Origin of the sequence: Pelagibacterium flavum, from assembly GCF_025854335.1 — a bacterium.
Classification (GTDB): Bacteria; Pseudomonadota; Alphaproteobacteria; order Rhizobiales; family Devosiaceae; genus Pelagibacterium; species Pelagibacterium flavum.
Window position 1 is genome coordinate 2,737,644 of the sequence record NZ_CP107716.1, and the last position, 14,964, is coordinate 2,752,607.

At 58.2% G+C, this 14,964-nt stretch carries 12 protein-coding genes and 2 pseudogenes; 8 read left to right on the forward strand and 6 right to left on the reverse strand.

All coding sequences use genetic code 11. The features are described from left to right. Nucleotides 1–5 precede the first annotated feature (5 nt). The 4 genes from OF122_RS13885 to OF122_RS13900 form a co-directional block, all read right to left on the reverse strand. A complete protein-coding gene (locus OF122_RS13885) occupies nucleotides 6–1,520 on the reverse strand; it encodes a sugar ABC transporter ATP-binding protein (protein WP_264224796.1) in 1,515 nt (504 codons plus the stop codon). Between the two features lie 108 nt (nucleotides 1,521–1,628). After that, entirely contained in the window at nucleotides 1,629–2,576 is a 948-nt protein-coding gene (locus OF122_RS13890) for a sugar-binding protein (protein ID WP_264224797.1), read from the reverse strand. Nucleotides 2,577–2,764: 188 nt separating this feature from the next. After that, on the reverse strand, nucleotides 2,765–3,739 hold the full coding sequence (locus OF122_RS13895) for an NAD-dependent epimerase/dehydratase family protein (RefSeq protein WP_264224798.1): 975 nt from the start codon (nucleotides 3,737–3,739) through the stop codon (nucleotides 2,765–2,767). Between the two features lie 162 nt (nucleotides 3,740–3,901). Beyond that, the gene (locus OF122_RS13900) at nucleotides 3,902–4,891 is read right to left on the reverse strand and encodes a sugar-binding protein (RefSeq protein ID WP_264224799.1); all 990 of its coding nucleotides are present in this window, start codon (nucleotides 4,889–4,891) and stop codon (nucleotides 3,902–3,904) included. A 337-nt stretch (nucleotides 4,892–5,228) separates the two neighbouring features. Between OF122_RS13900 and OF122_RS13905 the strand changes: the two genes are divergently transcribed. The 3 genes from OF122_RS13905 (at nucleotide 5,229) to OF122_RS13915 (ending at nucleotide 8,017) form a co-directional block, all read left to right on the forward strand. Continuing rightward, nucleotides 5,229–5,969 carry an ATP-binding cassette domain-containing protein gene (locus OF122_RS13905; protein WP_264224800.1) on the forward strand — a complete coding sequence of 247 codons (741 nt, stop codon included), beginning with the start codon at nucleotides 5,229–5,231 and terminating at the stop codon, nucleotides 5,967–5,969. A 72-nt stretch (nucleotides 5,970–6,041) separates the two neighbouring features. Continuing rightward, nucleotides 6,042–7,046 (forward strand): ABC transporter permease, encoded by a 1,005-nt coding sequence (locus OF122_RS13910; protein ID WP_264224801.1) that lies wholly within the window; start codon nucleotides 6,042–6,044, stop codon nucleotides 7,044–7,046. 134 nt (nucleotides 7,047–7,180) lie between these two features. Then, a complete protein-coding gene (locus OF122_RS13915) occupies nucleotides 7,181–8,017 on the forward strand; it encodes an IS5 family transposase (RefSeq protein WP_264224526.1) in 837 nt (278 codons plus the stop codon). A gap of 35 nt (nucleotides 8,018–8,052) precedes the next feature. Here OF122_RS13915 and OF122_RS13920 read toward each other — a convergent pair whose 3' ends face one another. Continuing rightward, complete coding sequence (locus OF122_RS13920) at nucleotides 8,053–9,072, reverse strand: LacI family DNA-binding transcriptional regulator (protein ID WP_264224802.1); 1,020 nt, start codon at nucleotides 9,070–9,072, stop codon at nucleotides 8,053–8,055. 296 nt (nucleotides 9,073–9,368) lie between these two features. Between OF122_RS13920 and OF122_RS13925 the strand changes: the two genes are divergently transcribed. Continuing rightward, on the forward strand, nucleotides 9,369–10,649 hold the full coding sequence (locus tag OF122_RS13925) for an MFS transporter (RefSeq protein WP_264224803.1): 1,281 nt from the start codon (nucleotides 9,369–9,371) through the stop codon (nucleotides 10,647–10,649). Between the two features lie 550 nt (nucleotides 10,650–11,199). Here OF122_RS13925 and OF122_RS13935 read toward each other — a convergent pair. Continuing rightward, nucleotides 11,200–12,230: pseudogene (locus OF122_RS13935) on the reverse strand (IS110 family RNA-guided transposase). Nucleotides 12,231–12,472: 242 nt separating this feature from the next. Between OF122_RS13935 and OF122_RS13940 the strand changes: the two are divergent. The 4 genes and pseudogenes from OF122_RS13940 to tnpC all read left to right on the forward strand — a co-directional run. Further along, nucleotides 12,473–12,691, forward strand: a complete 219-nt coding sequence (locus OF122_RS13940) for a DUF6500 family protein (protein ID WP_264224804.1) — start codon at nucleotides 12,473–12,475, stop codon at nucleotides 12,689–12,691. 111 nt (nucleotides 12,692–12,802) lie between these two features. Beyond that, nucleotides 12,803–13,294: a hypothetical protein gene (locus tag OF122_RS13945; RefSeq protein ID WP_264224805.1), complete on the forward strand. Its 492-nt coding sequence runs from the start codon at nucleotides 12,803–12,805 to the stop codon at nucleotides 13,292–13,294. A 73-nt stretch (nucleotides 13,295–13,367) separates the two neighbouring features. Next, nucleotides 13,368–13,532, forward strand: a complete 165-nt coding sequence (tnpB, locus tag OF122_RS19765) for an IS66 family insertion sequence element accessory protein TnpB (RefSeq protein ID WP_408636336.1) — start codon at nucleotides 13,368–13,370, stop codon at nucleotides 13,530–13,532. A gap of 68 nt (nucleotides 13,533–13,600) precedes the next feature. After that, nucleotides 13,601–14,947: pseudogene (gene tnpC, locus OF122_RS13950) on the forward strand (IS66 family transposase); the annotation flags it as partial. Nucleotides 14,948–14,964: the final 17 nt, after the last annotated feature.

A 14,964-nucleotide genomic window follows, 5' to 3' on the forward strand; every position in this document is an offset into this window, starting at 1 on the left:
GTTCCCTAATCTTCCGCGACGGCCAGCTTGAGCACATTGTGTTCTGAAAAGCTCGCACGCAGCAATTCGCCTGCAACCCGGCCCTTCCGCAGGACAACAATCCGATCGGAAACCCCAATGACTTCTTCCATGTCGCTTGAAATCATTACGACGCCGACCCCCGCATCAGCGAGTGCGCGCATGAGTTTGTATATTTCGGATTTGGCCCCCACATCGATACCGCGTGTCGGCTCATCAAAAATGATGAGCTTGGGCCTCATGGACAGCCACTTGCCCAGAACCACTTTTTGCTGGTTGCCCCCCGATAGCTCAGCGGCGTTGCGCAGGACGTCGCCCGACTTGATGGAGAGCCTTTCGCGCTGCTCGAGCGCCCGCACGACTTGTGCCTTGTGAGAAACGAACCCAAAGCGCGCAACAGAGCTCAGGTCTGCGAGCGAAATGTTTTCGCAAATCGAACTTTCGAGCAGAAGACCCGTTTTCTTGCGGTCTTCGGGAACAAGGTAGATGCCGGCGTTGATGGCATCGCGTGGCGAGCCGGGGCGAAACGGGTGTCCGGCCAACGCAAGCTCGCCTTCGATGATTTCGCTGATGCCGAAGATGGCCTCGGCAAGCTCGGTGCGCCCGGCACCGACCAGTCCAGCCACCCCGAGGATCTCTCCGGTGCGAACGTCCAGATTGACGCTTGCTTGCGGGTTGGCGGCAGTTCTGATGCCTTTAAGAGAGAGTATTGTGGACCCGACCTCGCGTGAGGGCGGCGTATATAGTGCCCTAAGGTCACGGCCGATCATCAGCCGGATCATGGCATCATGGCTGATCTCATCTTTTGCCAATTCACCAGCGACTTGGCCGTCCCGCAGCGCCAGGACGCGATCGGCGCACTCTTGGATCTCACCGAGCCGATGGGAAATATAGATAACCGATATGCCGTCGGCTTTTAGGGCGGCAATCACTTTCATCAGCGTCTGTGTTTCAGTCAGTGTGAGGCAAGATGTCGGCTCGTCCATGATCACGACACGAGCATCAATTGAAAGGGCTTTGGCAATTTCCAGCAATTGCCGCTCAGCCAGCGACAAATCCGCAACCGGTGTATCGGGCCCGAAGGTCGCACCCACGCGCATGAGCAGCGGCCTTGCCGCGTCATAACTGGCCTGGTTATCGACCAGACCGATGCCGCGCTGGCGGATTTCGCGGCCCAGGAATATGTTGGCGGCGACATCGAGATTGTCAAAGACGTTGAGCTCTTGGTGAACAAAAGCAATGCCTGCTGCCTGCGATTGGGGAACGCTTAACCGGTCGAAACGCTGGTCGACGAGTACGATTGCCCCCGAACTTGGCTCGATCACGCCGCCGAGCACTTTCATAAGGGTTGATTTGCCTGCACCGTTTTCCCCAATCAGGGCAAGGACCTCCCCTTTGTGAACGCGCAGCGACACCTCGGATAGGGCAACGACCCCAGGGTATACCTTGGAAATGTTTTCGAGCGACAGCATCGGCCGCTGTGTTTCGGTCATGATGGTCATTGGGCTGGTAAAATTCCCGGCGTTGCGCTGGCGAAAATCTTGATTGGGCGTTTTAAACCAGCCATGCCGCACCGGACCCTCGAAGGTCCCGTGCGGCACGGCAAATGATCAGCCGTTGATGCGTGCTTTAAGTTCAGCCTCGAACGCATCCACATTGCTCTGATCGATGACCTTTGTCGGAACGATCATCAGGCCGTCTTCGGGAATCTCCGAAGCATCGCCCTCAAGGAACTTTGCCATCAGGTGCATGCCCTGATAGCCCCACTGATAGGGATCCTGAACCACCGTTCCTGCAAAGGTCCCTTCGCGTACAGCCCCCAGGGTTATCGGATCCTCGTCAAACCCGATGACAGTGATCTCGCCAAGTTTACCGGCGGCCTGTAGGGCCTCATAGATCTTGGGCGGGTTGTATGAGTAAAAGCCGACCATGCAGTCGATATCGGGACTGGCAGCCAAAACATCATCAACGTTTGAGCGTGCACGGGCAAAATCTACATCGTCGCCGCGCACGTCCAGCAGTTCGATACCAGAACCCTCAACGGCCTGGCGAAAACCTGCGATACGCTCGATTGCGTTGTCGGCCCCCAAGAACCCGACAAAGCCCATGCATTTTCCCCCATCGGGCATCGCTTCAAGGGCAATTTCGCCCGCCTGAACACCGGCTAGCGTATTGGAAGAGCCAAGATAGGCAATGCGGTCACTGGTGGGGGCATCACTATCGGTGGTGAACAAAGGGACCTGACCGGCAATACGGTTGAATGCATCCACTGAGTTCTTTGGATCGGCCGAGGAGATCATAATCGCATCGGTACCGGCGGCAACAAGATCATCCATCAGCGCGTTTTGCAGCGCTGCAGTACCCTGGGCGGGATAGCGAAACTGTAGGTCGTAGTCGGGCAGTTCTTGCTGGGCCCTGTTCACGCCGGCTTCGGCGAGCTTCCAGAAATCGGACGCAGCGTTGACCACAAAGGCGAGCTGGGGCTTGTCCTGTGCTAGCGCAGGACCCGTGATTGCTGCAGCAAGAACGGCAACAGACAATGCAAATTTGAAGTTCATTCCTAACCTCCCAAATCGGCGACCAGTGGACATGCTCCGCTGGTCGTCATTTCTCCAATTGACCCGTCCCGCATTCATTTGCGTGAACGGTCGTACATATCCCTGGACGCCCGATCACACCGTGGCGCTGATAGCCACGCGCATCGGATCGTCTTGGATATTGCTGTTTCGAACCAGGCACTTCCGGATCATCCCGGGTACCAGACGGTTCGCGGATCATTGTCGGCGCGGACATAGCTCCACGCCTTTTCGATAAGGTGTTTGGTGTCCACGAGCGGATGCCAGTCAAGCAGCAGGCCGGCCTTGGCATTGCTGAGCCAATTGGAGAAATAGGGCGTAGCAATATCGGTTACGGGCAATTGGCGCGTCGCTTTCAGATGCGCTGCGATCTCAGCGTAATCGACCGGCCGGTCCATCGATATATTGAACAGCTGCCCCTTGGCCGCCGGGTTATCCAGCGCTGCAAGAATTGCGCTGACGAGGTCGCTGACATGCACGAAATTGCGTCTCAGAGGCGCACCATCTTGACCGCGCAGCAAAGGAATTGCCCCATCAGCGATATGGCGGCTGATCTCGGCTTGTGGCAGAAGGTCCTTCCAGGACGGGCCCCCAAACTGAGCCTTAAAGCTCAGCACATGCCGGAAATCGTCTTTCTCCATGATCCATGGCGCGCGAAGGCAGCAGCCATTAATGCCGTACTGGAACTGGTATTGTTCCAGCATGACCTCTTCAATGACCTTGGTTACCGCATAGCAGCCCGGGTAGGCGCGACGGGGCGCGCTCTCGGTGATCGGGTCGCGATAGTCATGGAAGATGTGGCCCACAGAGCAGTCTCCACCCATGAGGATGAACTGGTTTGCACTCTTAGAGCTGCGAAAAGCCTCAAGCAGGTTGAACATGCCTTTGACCCCGACATCCATCGCCAGGTCCGGGGATTCCTTGACTGCGGCCAGGTGCAGGACGTGGGTTACCTCCGACATCGCGGCCGCGACGTCCTCGCGGTCTGAAAGCGAGCCGCGAACGGACTCGACGTTGTCCATTTCAAGCATGCGGTTGTGGCACAAGGCTCTAACGGACCATCCAGCAAAGCGCTCGGCGCTCAGAAAGGCAGGCAGAAAATTTGAACCCACTTTTCCGGTCGCCCCGGTAATCAAAAGTTTCATTGCACTAGTCCTTGGTCCACGGCCGTCACCCGCACAGGTTCGACGTGTCATGGCCATCAGTCTGTTGGCAGGTTTGGGTGCGGGGCTTGTCGAGGGCATAGCACCCAAAGCGCCATGCCCTCTCACCCTTGGGCGAGTGTCGCGTGTCCGGTCCGCCCCGATTTACTGGGCGCAGAAACCCGGCTCTTCGTGGGTGCACACGTCAAGTCCCGTGTAGATCGGATCTTCAACCGCCTCGCCATTGATGAGTTGGATCATGACGTCAGGAGCGCGCTGACCCATTTCAAAGGGTCGCTGGCCGATCTGGGCATGGCTGCGGCCTTCATTAAAGGCTTGGACCTGTGGTGGCAGGGTATCGCCCGCCACAATGATCAATTCGTTGCTCTCAAGGCGGTCCATGACCTGATCGGTGACTTGCGCATAGGCCTGGGGCGCAAACTGAGCCCAGCCGCCGATCAAGATGAAGGCATCCAGGTCCGGATTGGCGGTGAATACGTCCGCCATTTGCTGGTTGGCCAAGTCGATCTGATCATTGGTAAAGACCGGACATCCTTCGATTTCGCTCCAGCCGCCTTCTCCGCTCAGCCGATCGGTACCCTCTGTGCCAGCGATAGTGTCGCGGAAACCGGCGGCGCGAGCATTGATGTTGTCGGCGGCGACGTTGCCCAATTGCAGGCAGATCGTGCCGCCTTCTGGTTTGAGCCGTTGGGCCTGTTCGGCCATCATCACGCCCATCAAGTAATTGTCAGTGCCCAGGAACGTGGCGCGCAGGGAACGATCGGCTTCCGAAAGATCAGCGTCCACCGTCATTACCGGGATATCGGGGGCGATCTCCCGCAGACGGTTGGCCATGGCGGGCGCGTTGGACGGGGAAATGGCAATGGCATCCACGCCCCGCGTGATCAGGTCATCCACGAGCTGGACCTGGCCGGCCTCATCGGCGCTTGACGCCGGGCCGGTGTATAGGCACTCAAAATCAGAGTCCGGATTGTTGGCTCCCCAATCCTGACACCCCAGGTTGATCTGCTCGAAAAATGGATTATCCAGCCCCTTGACCACGATGGCCAGGGTTCTTTTGTCCTGGGCAAGCGCCCCAGGGGCGACTAGCGCGAGTGTAACGGCAATAGCCGAAATTTGACGTACGTACCTCAACTTGAATCATCCTCCCAGTGTTGTACCCAGCCGCGCCCAATCCTTGGGACAATGGCCAGGATGAATTGCCGCTTTCGGGGTGTCCGTGCGCGGCAAAATGGTCCAATCGGCCCGGCTTCGCATTATCGCGCATTATTAGCGATCTTGAGCGGGTACGATTGATTATATAATATGCTAATATTATCGTTCTGCCTCTGATCGTCAAGCCCAATATTCGACATCGGGGGCCGAAAGGTATGTAGCTCTCCGCGCTGTGGCAGTGATAACGTGTGGTTGGTAGGGTCGCAGCGAGTTGAGTTCGGCCCGGCACCTGCAGGGCTGATTACGAGGGGCAAAAATGAGCGCACTCAGACTTGATAATATTAGTAAAAACTTTGGCGCAATTCACGCATTGGACAATGTATCTCTGGCCATTGAGCCAGGAGAGGTGGTTGGGCTGATGGGAGACAACGGCGCGGGGAAATCTACACTCGTTAAAGTCATTGCAGGAAACTTCGCACCCACATCAGGTCAGATCTTTATTTCCAATAAGCCTGCTGAATTTCACAAGCCGCTTGACGCGCAGCGGGCGGGAATCGAAGTCGTGTACCAGGACCTCGCGATCTGCAACAATCTCTCGGCCGCCTCCAATGTGTTTCTTGGCCGTGAGATGACCAAGCCGTTCGGGCCAATCCGCATCGTGGACTATGCCGGGATGCGCGCAAAATCAGCGCAGCTTTTCGAACGCATCAAATCGGAAACCCGGCCACGGGACCTGGTCCGGCGCATGTCGGGAGGACAACGTCAGGCCGTCGCGATTGCACGTACCCTGCTTTATGACGCCCGGATCGTGCTGATGGACGAGCCAACCGCCGCAATTTCGGTCCGCCAGGTTGCCGAAGTCCTCAAGCTCATCCGCTACCTCAGCGACCAGGGCATTGCAGTGGTTTTGATCAGCCACCGCATGCCGGACGTTTTCGAGGTCGCCGACAAGATTGCGGTGCTGCGCCGCGGGCGCCTGGTCGCAAGCAAGAAGGCGAGCGAATCTTCGCCCGAGGAAGTAACCGGGCTGATCACCGGCGCCATCGAGGCAGCCTGAACCAAGAGCTAAAATTCCGCTCCCAATTCCGCTGTTGCAAAAGACAGTCGTGGAGCGATCCGGGGAGAAAATATGTCCAATAGCAACGCTATCCACCAGGTGATTGATCGCTCCGAGCATAAGGACGCGCTCACGCGTCTTGCCAGCCACCAAACCTTCTGGGTGTTCATCGCCGCCCTCCTGGCGTGTCTCGCACTCACGATATTTACCGACACGTTCGCGACCGAACGCAACATCTTCAACGTCACCCGCAACTTCGCGTTCGTGGGAATTATCGCGCTCGGCATGACCGCGGTAATTGCCTCTGGCGGGATCGATCTTTCAGTCGGCTCCACGGTTGCGCTTTCGGCAATGGCGGTGGCCGTTCTGATGTCGTCCGGCTTGCCGATTTGGGTTGGCATCCCGGCAGCCCTGCTGGTGGCAGCGCTCGTGGGCATGGTCAACGGTGCGCTCATTGCCTATGCCGGCATGCCCCCCTTCGTTGTGACATTAGGCATGCTCTCAGTGGCGCGTTCACTGGCGATGGTGCTGTCCAACAACAAGATGATTTACGAATTTGGCCCCGACCACGCCCTGCTGTTGCAGCTCGGCGGCGGCGCCACCTATGGCATACCGAACCCTGTAATCGTGCTCGTTGTTCTAACAGCTCTTACCGCGTTTCTTTTTAGATGGACGCGCTGGGGCCAACATCTTTTCGCAATTGGCGGCAATGAACAGGCTGCCAAGCTGACAGGAATACCCGTCAAGCACCTTAAAATCTCGGTCTATGTATTTGCCGCGCTCATGGCTGGCATTACCGGGGTTCTGGAAGTCGGCTGGCTCGGCGGCGTCACCACAAATCTCGGTCAGGCGATGGAACTTACCGTCATAGCGGCTGCGGTTATCGGAGGAGCCAATCTTGCTGGCGGTGTTGGAACGGCCTTTGGCGCAGTTGTCGGTGCGCTGCTGATCGAGGTGATCCGCAATAGCCTCATTTTGTTGGGCATCAGCACTTTTTGGCAGGGCGCCTTTGTCGGCACCTTCATCGTAATTGCAGTGGCCTTTGACCGCTTTCGCAATTTTCGCTCATCGGAATAACCGCCACCCACGCAACAAGCGCCTCGCAGGACGCACGTATCACTCGGCAATTTCTCAGAGCCCAACCCGAAAAGAGTTGAGCAGTTTCAGCAGGTTGTGATTCAGTTCGGTTGCGAGACTGAACGGAGAACACAATGGCCTGGACCGAAACTGCCCGACACGAGTATGCGCGACGTGGGCGTCGTTATTCAAGCGATCTGACCGACCAGGAATGGGCGATCATCGCGCCCCTCATGCCGCCTGCGCGATCTATCGGTCGACCGAGGACCACGAATTTGCGGTCCGTGATGGATGCTGTGCTCTACATGGCCTCGAGCGGTTGCCAATGGAGCCTGCTGCCAGGAGAGTTTCCGCCACCATCGACGGTGCAGCGCTATTTCTATGACTGGCGTGACAGCGGTTTGCTCGCCATCATCAACCATCACCTGGTGATGATAGCCCGCGAGTGCGAAGGGCGTGAGGCTTCACCCTCGGCGGGCGTGATCGACAGCCAAAGTGTCAAGACCACCGAAAGCGGCGGGGTCCGGGGCTATGATGCAGGAAAGAAGATCAAGGGTCGCAAGCGCCATATCGTCACCGACACGCTGGGCTTAATGGTAGGGCTGGTCGTCCACAGTGCCGATGTCCAGGATCGGGACGGTGCTGCCACCGTGCTCCAATCGATCCGTTCGAGCTTTCCCTGGCTGCGTCATGTCTTCGCCGATGGTGGCTATGCTGGCCCCAAATTACGCGGTTCATTGGCCAAGATAGGCCGCTGGGATCTGCAAATCGTCAAACGCTCCGACACTGCCAAGGGGTTCGAGCTCTTACCGCGCCGCTGGGTCGTCGAGCGCACCTTTGCCTGGTTGGGACGCTGTCGGCGCTTGGCCAAAGACTGGGAAAGATCGGTCGCCAGCGCCCAGGCGTGGATCTTCATCGCACACATCCGAATCCTAACACGGCGGATCGCAAGGCACTGCAATTGCTCATAGAGTTTCGAGTCGGGCACTCAGGCGCTTTGGCGCGATCAACCGAACTGGGCGACGTCTTGCGAGGCTGTATCAGTCGATTCACGCGCGATTAATTCGCACGTGATTTTGGTGCGCGTCGGGGAAAGTTCCAGCCCCCCGACAGTATCGAGCAAAATTTCGGCGGCCGAGCGGCCCATTTCGTAAAGCGGCAGCACGAGCGTTGACAGCGGCGGGTGCAGGTACTGGGCAATTTCACGATCATCAAACCCGATTACCGCGACATCGTCGGGCACGACCAACCCCAATTCCTTGAGCGCATCAAAACATCCCAAGGCCGTCAGATCATTCGCGCAAAAAATTGCGTCTGGCCGATTATCTAGCTTCATGAGCTCATGCGTCATCTCGTACCCGGCTGAGGGCTCCCAGTTGCCCGGCCGCACCAGCGCGGGGTCGAATGGGATGTCATTGCTGGCCAGCGCTTGCTTGTATCCTTTTAGCCGATCACGCGCCGCATCCACTCCGTCTTGTCCATTGATGAACCCGATCCGCCTCCTGCCCATCGCCAACAAGTGCTCGGTGGCTGTCCTTCCTCCGATCAAGTCTCCTGGCAGAACGGAATGGAACTTGCGCTCGTCGTCATAACAATTGACCAAAACAAGACGCCGGCTGGCAAGCAATGGCGGCACCTGAACCCGCCGCGTGAGGATTGTCCCATACAGTACGCCGAGAATGGGAAGGCTGCCCAGTCCCGAAAGGATATTGGTCACGGCGTCGGCATCGCCGTGACTGACCGCTAGCAATACGCTGATGCCATATTCCAGTGCTTTGTCTCTGGCACCCTCGAACGCCAGCGACATCCACGGATCGGTGGATGTCTCGTCAGCGATGAAAACGATCGTTGACTTTCCATCCGGAGCCGCACGAGAACCTCGGCGGACAAATTTATAGTCCAGCTCCCGGGCGGCATCGAGAACCTTTCGACGGGTATGATCAGCGAGTCTCGCACCCTTGCTGCCGCTTAGGACGAGTGAAACTGTGGCTTGGGAGACACCCGCTGCGGCCGCAACGTCCATCATAGTGGCTCGCGCCCCCCCCGGTTTCTTATTGGATTTCGACATCAACTCCGTCGCGCTGCTAGAATTGGGATCAATTTGGTCTGGCTCCATCACGTTCGTATAGCACTATTTCGAGCGTACCCGGCAATTGCGCGGTCGCCAGTGAGCAAAGCAGAAACAAAGCCTCGCTCCCGACTCGATCAGTGGTCTGATCTCTGGATCGGCCATACCGGAAGCTGGTAAGCGAAAAGGCAGGTAAACCATCGGGGGCAGAGGAAACGCTGCCCCCATTTCTTCGTCCTTCAATGAGTAACAGTATGCTGTCTCGCCGCCCGTTGCCTACTTCGGCCAACACCCACGCTTTATATGGCTCGGTCTGGCAGGCTGCCTTACCTTTGATGGTCTTGGCGCTAGGCCACACAATCTCCAACCTCGTGCGAACGCTTCCGGCGGTCTCTGCTGATCTGGTCGCTCAGGACCTGATGGTATCCGCGGGCGATATCGCAGCAATGACCGGATTTTATCATTTGGCGTTCGCTGCCGGACAGATTCCGGTAGGGGTTGCCCTTGACCGCTACAGCGTCAAAGCGGTCGTCAGCACCCTCCTGGGCATCGTTGTCGTAGGGTCGGTTTTTGCTGCGCTCGTGCAAGGGCCGGCAGGCTTTGTCACAACGCAGATTGTTCTGGGCATCGGATGTTGTGGCATGCTCCTGTGTCCCCTCACTTATGCCGCACGAACGACCGACCCGAGCCGGTTTGCCCTCTGGTCAGCCGTGATTTTGGCGATCGGCAACACCGGCATGGTGATTTCGGCAAGCCCGATGGCATGGCTCATCGAGCAGTACGGCTGGCGACTAGCCTATGGTTTGCCCGCACTGTTTGCGCTGATCGTGCTCGTCACTGTGCAGCTGACCATTCGGCCGGTGCGCGCATCGCACGAACTGCCCGCCAGCGTGGGTTCGGAAATTAGAGAAGTGCTGAAAATTGGCATTTCGCCAGTACTTCGCGGTGTTATCGTCCTCGCCTTTGTATCTTTTGCGGTCATGATCGGCGTCCGCGGCATGTGGGGCGGACCCTGGCTGATGGGGGCCAAGGATATGGCTAGGGTCTCGGCAGGCAATGTATTGCTTGTCTTGACGCTCATGCTGATTGCCATGCCGATGATCGTTGGACTCATCGAAAGACGTTTTGGCCGCAGTTACATGTTGTTGGCGGTTGGCCATGTGCTGGCCGGTGTGGCCCTTGTTCTGCTTCCGGCCGGGGCAGAAAACGGCTTGCTTGCGCGCGTGATGGGCGTTGACGTTCTCTCGGCAAGCTTTGATATCACTTTGATTATTGCATTCGGTATCGTGATTTCGGTTCAGCCACTCTTGTTCGCGCTCGGACGCGCCTCCGTCGAACCCCGGCATGCCGGCAAGGCGCTTTCCGCGGTCAACCTGTCATTCTTTGTCGGGGCGGCCATTGTTCAGGCGGCATCAGCTCCAGTGAACGCCTCATTTGGTCTGGCGGGGGTCCTGGTGTTTTTAGGTGTACTCAGTATGCTGGGTGGATTGGCCTTCTGGTTCCTGCGAAAAATTGGGGCCGAAGATGTCCGATGACTTGGGCAGAGGAAAAATCGTCTTGCTCACGAGACCGCACGGCCAAGCATACGGCATGATGAATCGGTCCGGAAGCTCGGATTGGCTGCCTATAACGAGCCGATAGTGGAAATCGAACCAATTTCCGGACCGATGGGATGGTCATCCAACCTTGCAGCGGTTGTGGTTACCTCGCCAAATGGGGCACGATGTTTGGAAGGCGTCGCCGGTCTTGGCGAAACCCTTATCCCAGGATTTGCGCAAGCGGCTTGTCGAGGCCGTTGAAGAGGGCAGTTCGGCGCGGGCGGCGGCTGCGCGCTTTCAGGTGAGCCCTGCGGCGGCGGTCAACATCGTCCGGCGCGCCCGCACCTGGATGACCCGGACATCCACGCCGTCTTCCAGTAGATGGGTGGCAAAGCTGTGCGTTACGCAATCTGCTAAACGAGGCAGTTGCTTCCCGCTGCGCGGAATGATCTCAGCCACGTCCCGGCAGGGACGGCTCGGTGCGTTCGGTAAGGAACGCTGTCGGGTGAATGTCGGCAAATTCATCGGAGGCAGCGCAACTGTAAAATCAGGCAGGGGCAGGCGTTCCTTCGTGCCGATTGAACATCTCGCCTGTTTGAAGCATGGTATGCATGATCACTGCCAACTTGCGCGCCAGGGCGACGGCCGCTCGCTTGAAGCCAAGCCGTTCTTTCAGGCGCAAAGCCGAGACTCGCAAGGTGCTGTTATCCCTCGACCGGTTCAGAAGGACGGCGGCCGCCTCGTATAACAGACCGCGTAGATGACTGTCGCCACGACGAGAGATATGGCCGTCATGATCAATCTCGCCTGACTGGTAGCGCCTCGGGGTCAATCCCACCCATGCGCCCACGGCGCGAGAATTTCTGAAGTTCGCCGGGTCCTCCACGGCGGCAACGTAGGCGGAAGCTGTGACGGTGCCTACACCGGGCACTGACATCAGCAGGCGACAACGTTGGTCTTCACGTGCCATCGCGACGAGCTGTTTGCTCAACTCAGCTGCCCGGTATCGAATATCACTCCAGGCCTGAAGCATTGGCACAACGATGCGCGCCAGCGCTTTTTCACCTTGCAGAAGGTCGCGAACATTGCGCTCGAATACGCTACCCGCGCCTTTAGGCACAACGAGGCCAAAGGTCTTCATCAACCCATGAATTTGGTTGGACATCTGCAGACGCATCTTGAGAAGATGGTACGTGCGGTAATCAACGTGCGGATCAACATGCTGTCGAACCCTTTGACCCGAACCTCTCGATAGAACCCCACCTCGGCAAGATGTGCCAGGCCATCGGCATCGTTCGCATCGGTCTTGTTTACCGCCATGTCGAGCGCGGCCTTGGCATGCCGCGCATCGATACAGATCGCCGGCAGGCCCTCTGCCGTCAGCGCATGGTAGAACCATACCGACAATGGTCCCGTCTCGAACACGACCCGCCGGGCATACGGCGCGCGCTTGCGGATCACTGCGGCAATCAGTTGCGGATCGGACGCGCACTTGCCCCGCCAAATCCTATTGCCGTCCTTCCGGATCGATACTGCCGTCTCTTTCATGGATACGTCGAGACCGATATAGTGCTGCATGGCTGTCCTCCGTTCGATGCCTGGGCCCGGTTCTCATCGTGAGCCCGTACTTCATCCTACCGGGGGACAGCCAGCTGGCCAGACATTCCAACATCGCCGCCATATCAAACGGTGGCCGCCGCTCCCCGCGATTACATCATGTTCGTTCACCCCACCCCATAGCGTTCGTTGCAGTCCACTAGCCCATCCCGAATCTGCTATCGGTTGCCTCAAAACGGATTGGCGACGGAAAGAGACCGACCATGAGACCGAGCCTAAGGGCAAAAGCTATCTCCGTCTGCGACGATAAGATCGTGAAGAAGGGTGAAGGCGTCGGATTGTCATTCTACGCGTTCTTTGCGAACAAGAATGATAACCCTGATCTTCTTATGGAAGCTGCTGAATGGTGGATAAAAACCCATGGCCTGGATCACTTCGAAAAAGCGATCAAAATCCGTGAGATGATCAACGCCGGGCGATAAGAAATGGCTCACCAGGATAGGTCACCGAGCATGAGAAACCATCTGATTCGTCACGGTGCACCCGATTGCCCGCCACAGCCATCGCTATCAAGCAAGGAGTATCGCGGTTGGATGGACGCCTACCGCGCTGCGGGCATCATCGACAATCCTCCCGACTCTCTCAGAACGTGGTTGAAGGCAACTGGGGTGCAAAGCGTGTTTTCCAGTGTTCTGCCGAGATCCGTCCAGTCGGCGAGGGCCCTGGTAGGGTCGGAATATGTGCGAAGCTCAGCCTTGTTCAACGAAGCCGCTATCACAATCCCCCCGCTCTCGTTCCGCATGAAATCTTCTTTTTGGACCACTCTGGGCCGGATTATTTGGTTATGCGGCGGGGCTGCCGAGGAGCATGTTGCGGAATGCCAAGTGCGCGCACGTGCAATCGCAGACGTGTTGATGGAAGCCGCATCCGAATCTGAAACGGTCCTGATGGGTCACGGCTGGATGAACCGGATGACCGGGAAAGAACTGCGCAAAAGGGGATTTGAACGACTTACAGTCACGGCAAACGGCTTTTGGTCTCGCGCCAGTTTTCACAAACCCTCCCAAGCGTTTGGAAACGCATAGAGGGTGACAAGAGCTGCCAGACTGCAACGCACCGCAATCTGACCACGGGTCGCCGGCTGCCGCGACCACCGGCCTGGTTCTGGTGCACGAGCGGCTCGAGGGCTGCAAGTTCGTCTGGCCTCAGGTTCGCAATGGCGTTTTGACGCTTTCTCCCTCCCAGTTTTCTGCTCTGTTCGAGGGCATTGACTGGCGCATGGTGCGCCCGGAAGCCGAGCGTCGACCAACGGTGGCCCAATAGCTGCGGCTCAATGACTCAGGACGCTTTCGGCGATGGCGTCAGGGGCATTGTTGTGCATGATCAAGGTCATGACCGACGCCGCCCTTGCCCAAGAAAACGCCCGCCTCAAGGCGCGCCTCGCCGAGACCGAGGCTGCCCTGGCGGATGCCGTTGAGGCGCAGCGCCGGCTCGAGAGCATCATCAGCGAACTGCGCCGTGATCGGTTCGGGGCGCGCTCGGAAAAGCTCGATCCAGAGCAGTTCAATCTGCCTCTCGAAGACGTCGAGATGGCCCAGGGCATTCTCGATGCAGCTCAGGAGAAGGCCCAACGCGCCCTCAAGGGGGAGAAGGCCGCTCCCAAGCCTTCAGTCAAACGCGATCGCGGCCATCTCCCGGCACATCTGCCGCGGATCGAGAGGGTCATCGAGCCGACCAGCACGCTGTGTCCATGTGGCTGTGGTGAGATGGCACGGATCGGCGAGGACGTTTCGGAGCGGCTCGATATCGTGCCGGCCCAACTGCGTGTCCTGGTCACTCGGCGCCCGCGCTATGCCTGCCGTCGCTGCTCGGGTTCTGTTGTTCAGGCCCATGCACCCGAATACGTTGTTCCGGGTGGATTGCCGACCGAAGCTCTGATCGCCCAGGTCATCGTTTCCAAATTCGGCGATCATCTCCCCTTTTACCGACAGGCCGACATCTATACGCGTCAGGGGGTCGATCTCGACCGGGCAACGCTGGGCAATTGGGTGGGGCGAGCCAGCTTCCATCTCAAGCCGATCGTCGAGCATATGCGCTCCCATCTCCGAGACGCCGATCGCCTGTTCATGGACGAGACCCGCGCGCCGACCCTTGATCCTGGACGAGGACGAACCCGAACCAGCTATTTCTGGGCTGTCGTGCGCGATGATCGCAGTCACGGCGCCGCCGGGCCGCCCATTGTGATGTTCCACTACGCCCGAGGGCGCGGAGCCATCCATGCAAAATCCATCCTCGAAGGCTATCGCGGGCGTTTCCTGCAGTGCGATGGCTATGAGGCCTATGACAAGCTCACCGCCATCGATCGTCCCGAGGGAGGGTGGCAGCTGGTGCGCTGCTGGACCCATGTCCGGCGCCGCTTCATCAAACGACTTCAAAACGATGGTTCGCCCATTGCCGAACAGGCGCTGCGCCATATCGGTGAGCTCTATGCCGTAGAACAATCGGTCCGGGGATTTGCGCCCGAGGTTCGCCTTGCTGCCCGCCGCGAACTCTCGGCTCCCATCACTGCCGCGTTCCGTCCATGGCTCGAGGCCCAGCTCTCGCGCATCCCCAGAACCTCGACGCTGGCCGAAGACATTCGCTACACCTTGAGCATATGGCCTGATCTCATCCGGTTCCTCGACGATGGCCGGCTCGAGCTGGACACCAACCCGGTCGAGAACCAAATTCGGCCCCTCGCGAAGCGTGTTTCATT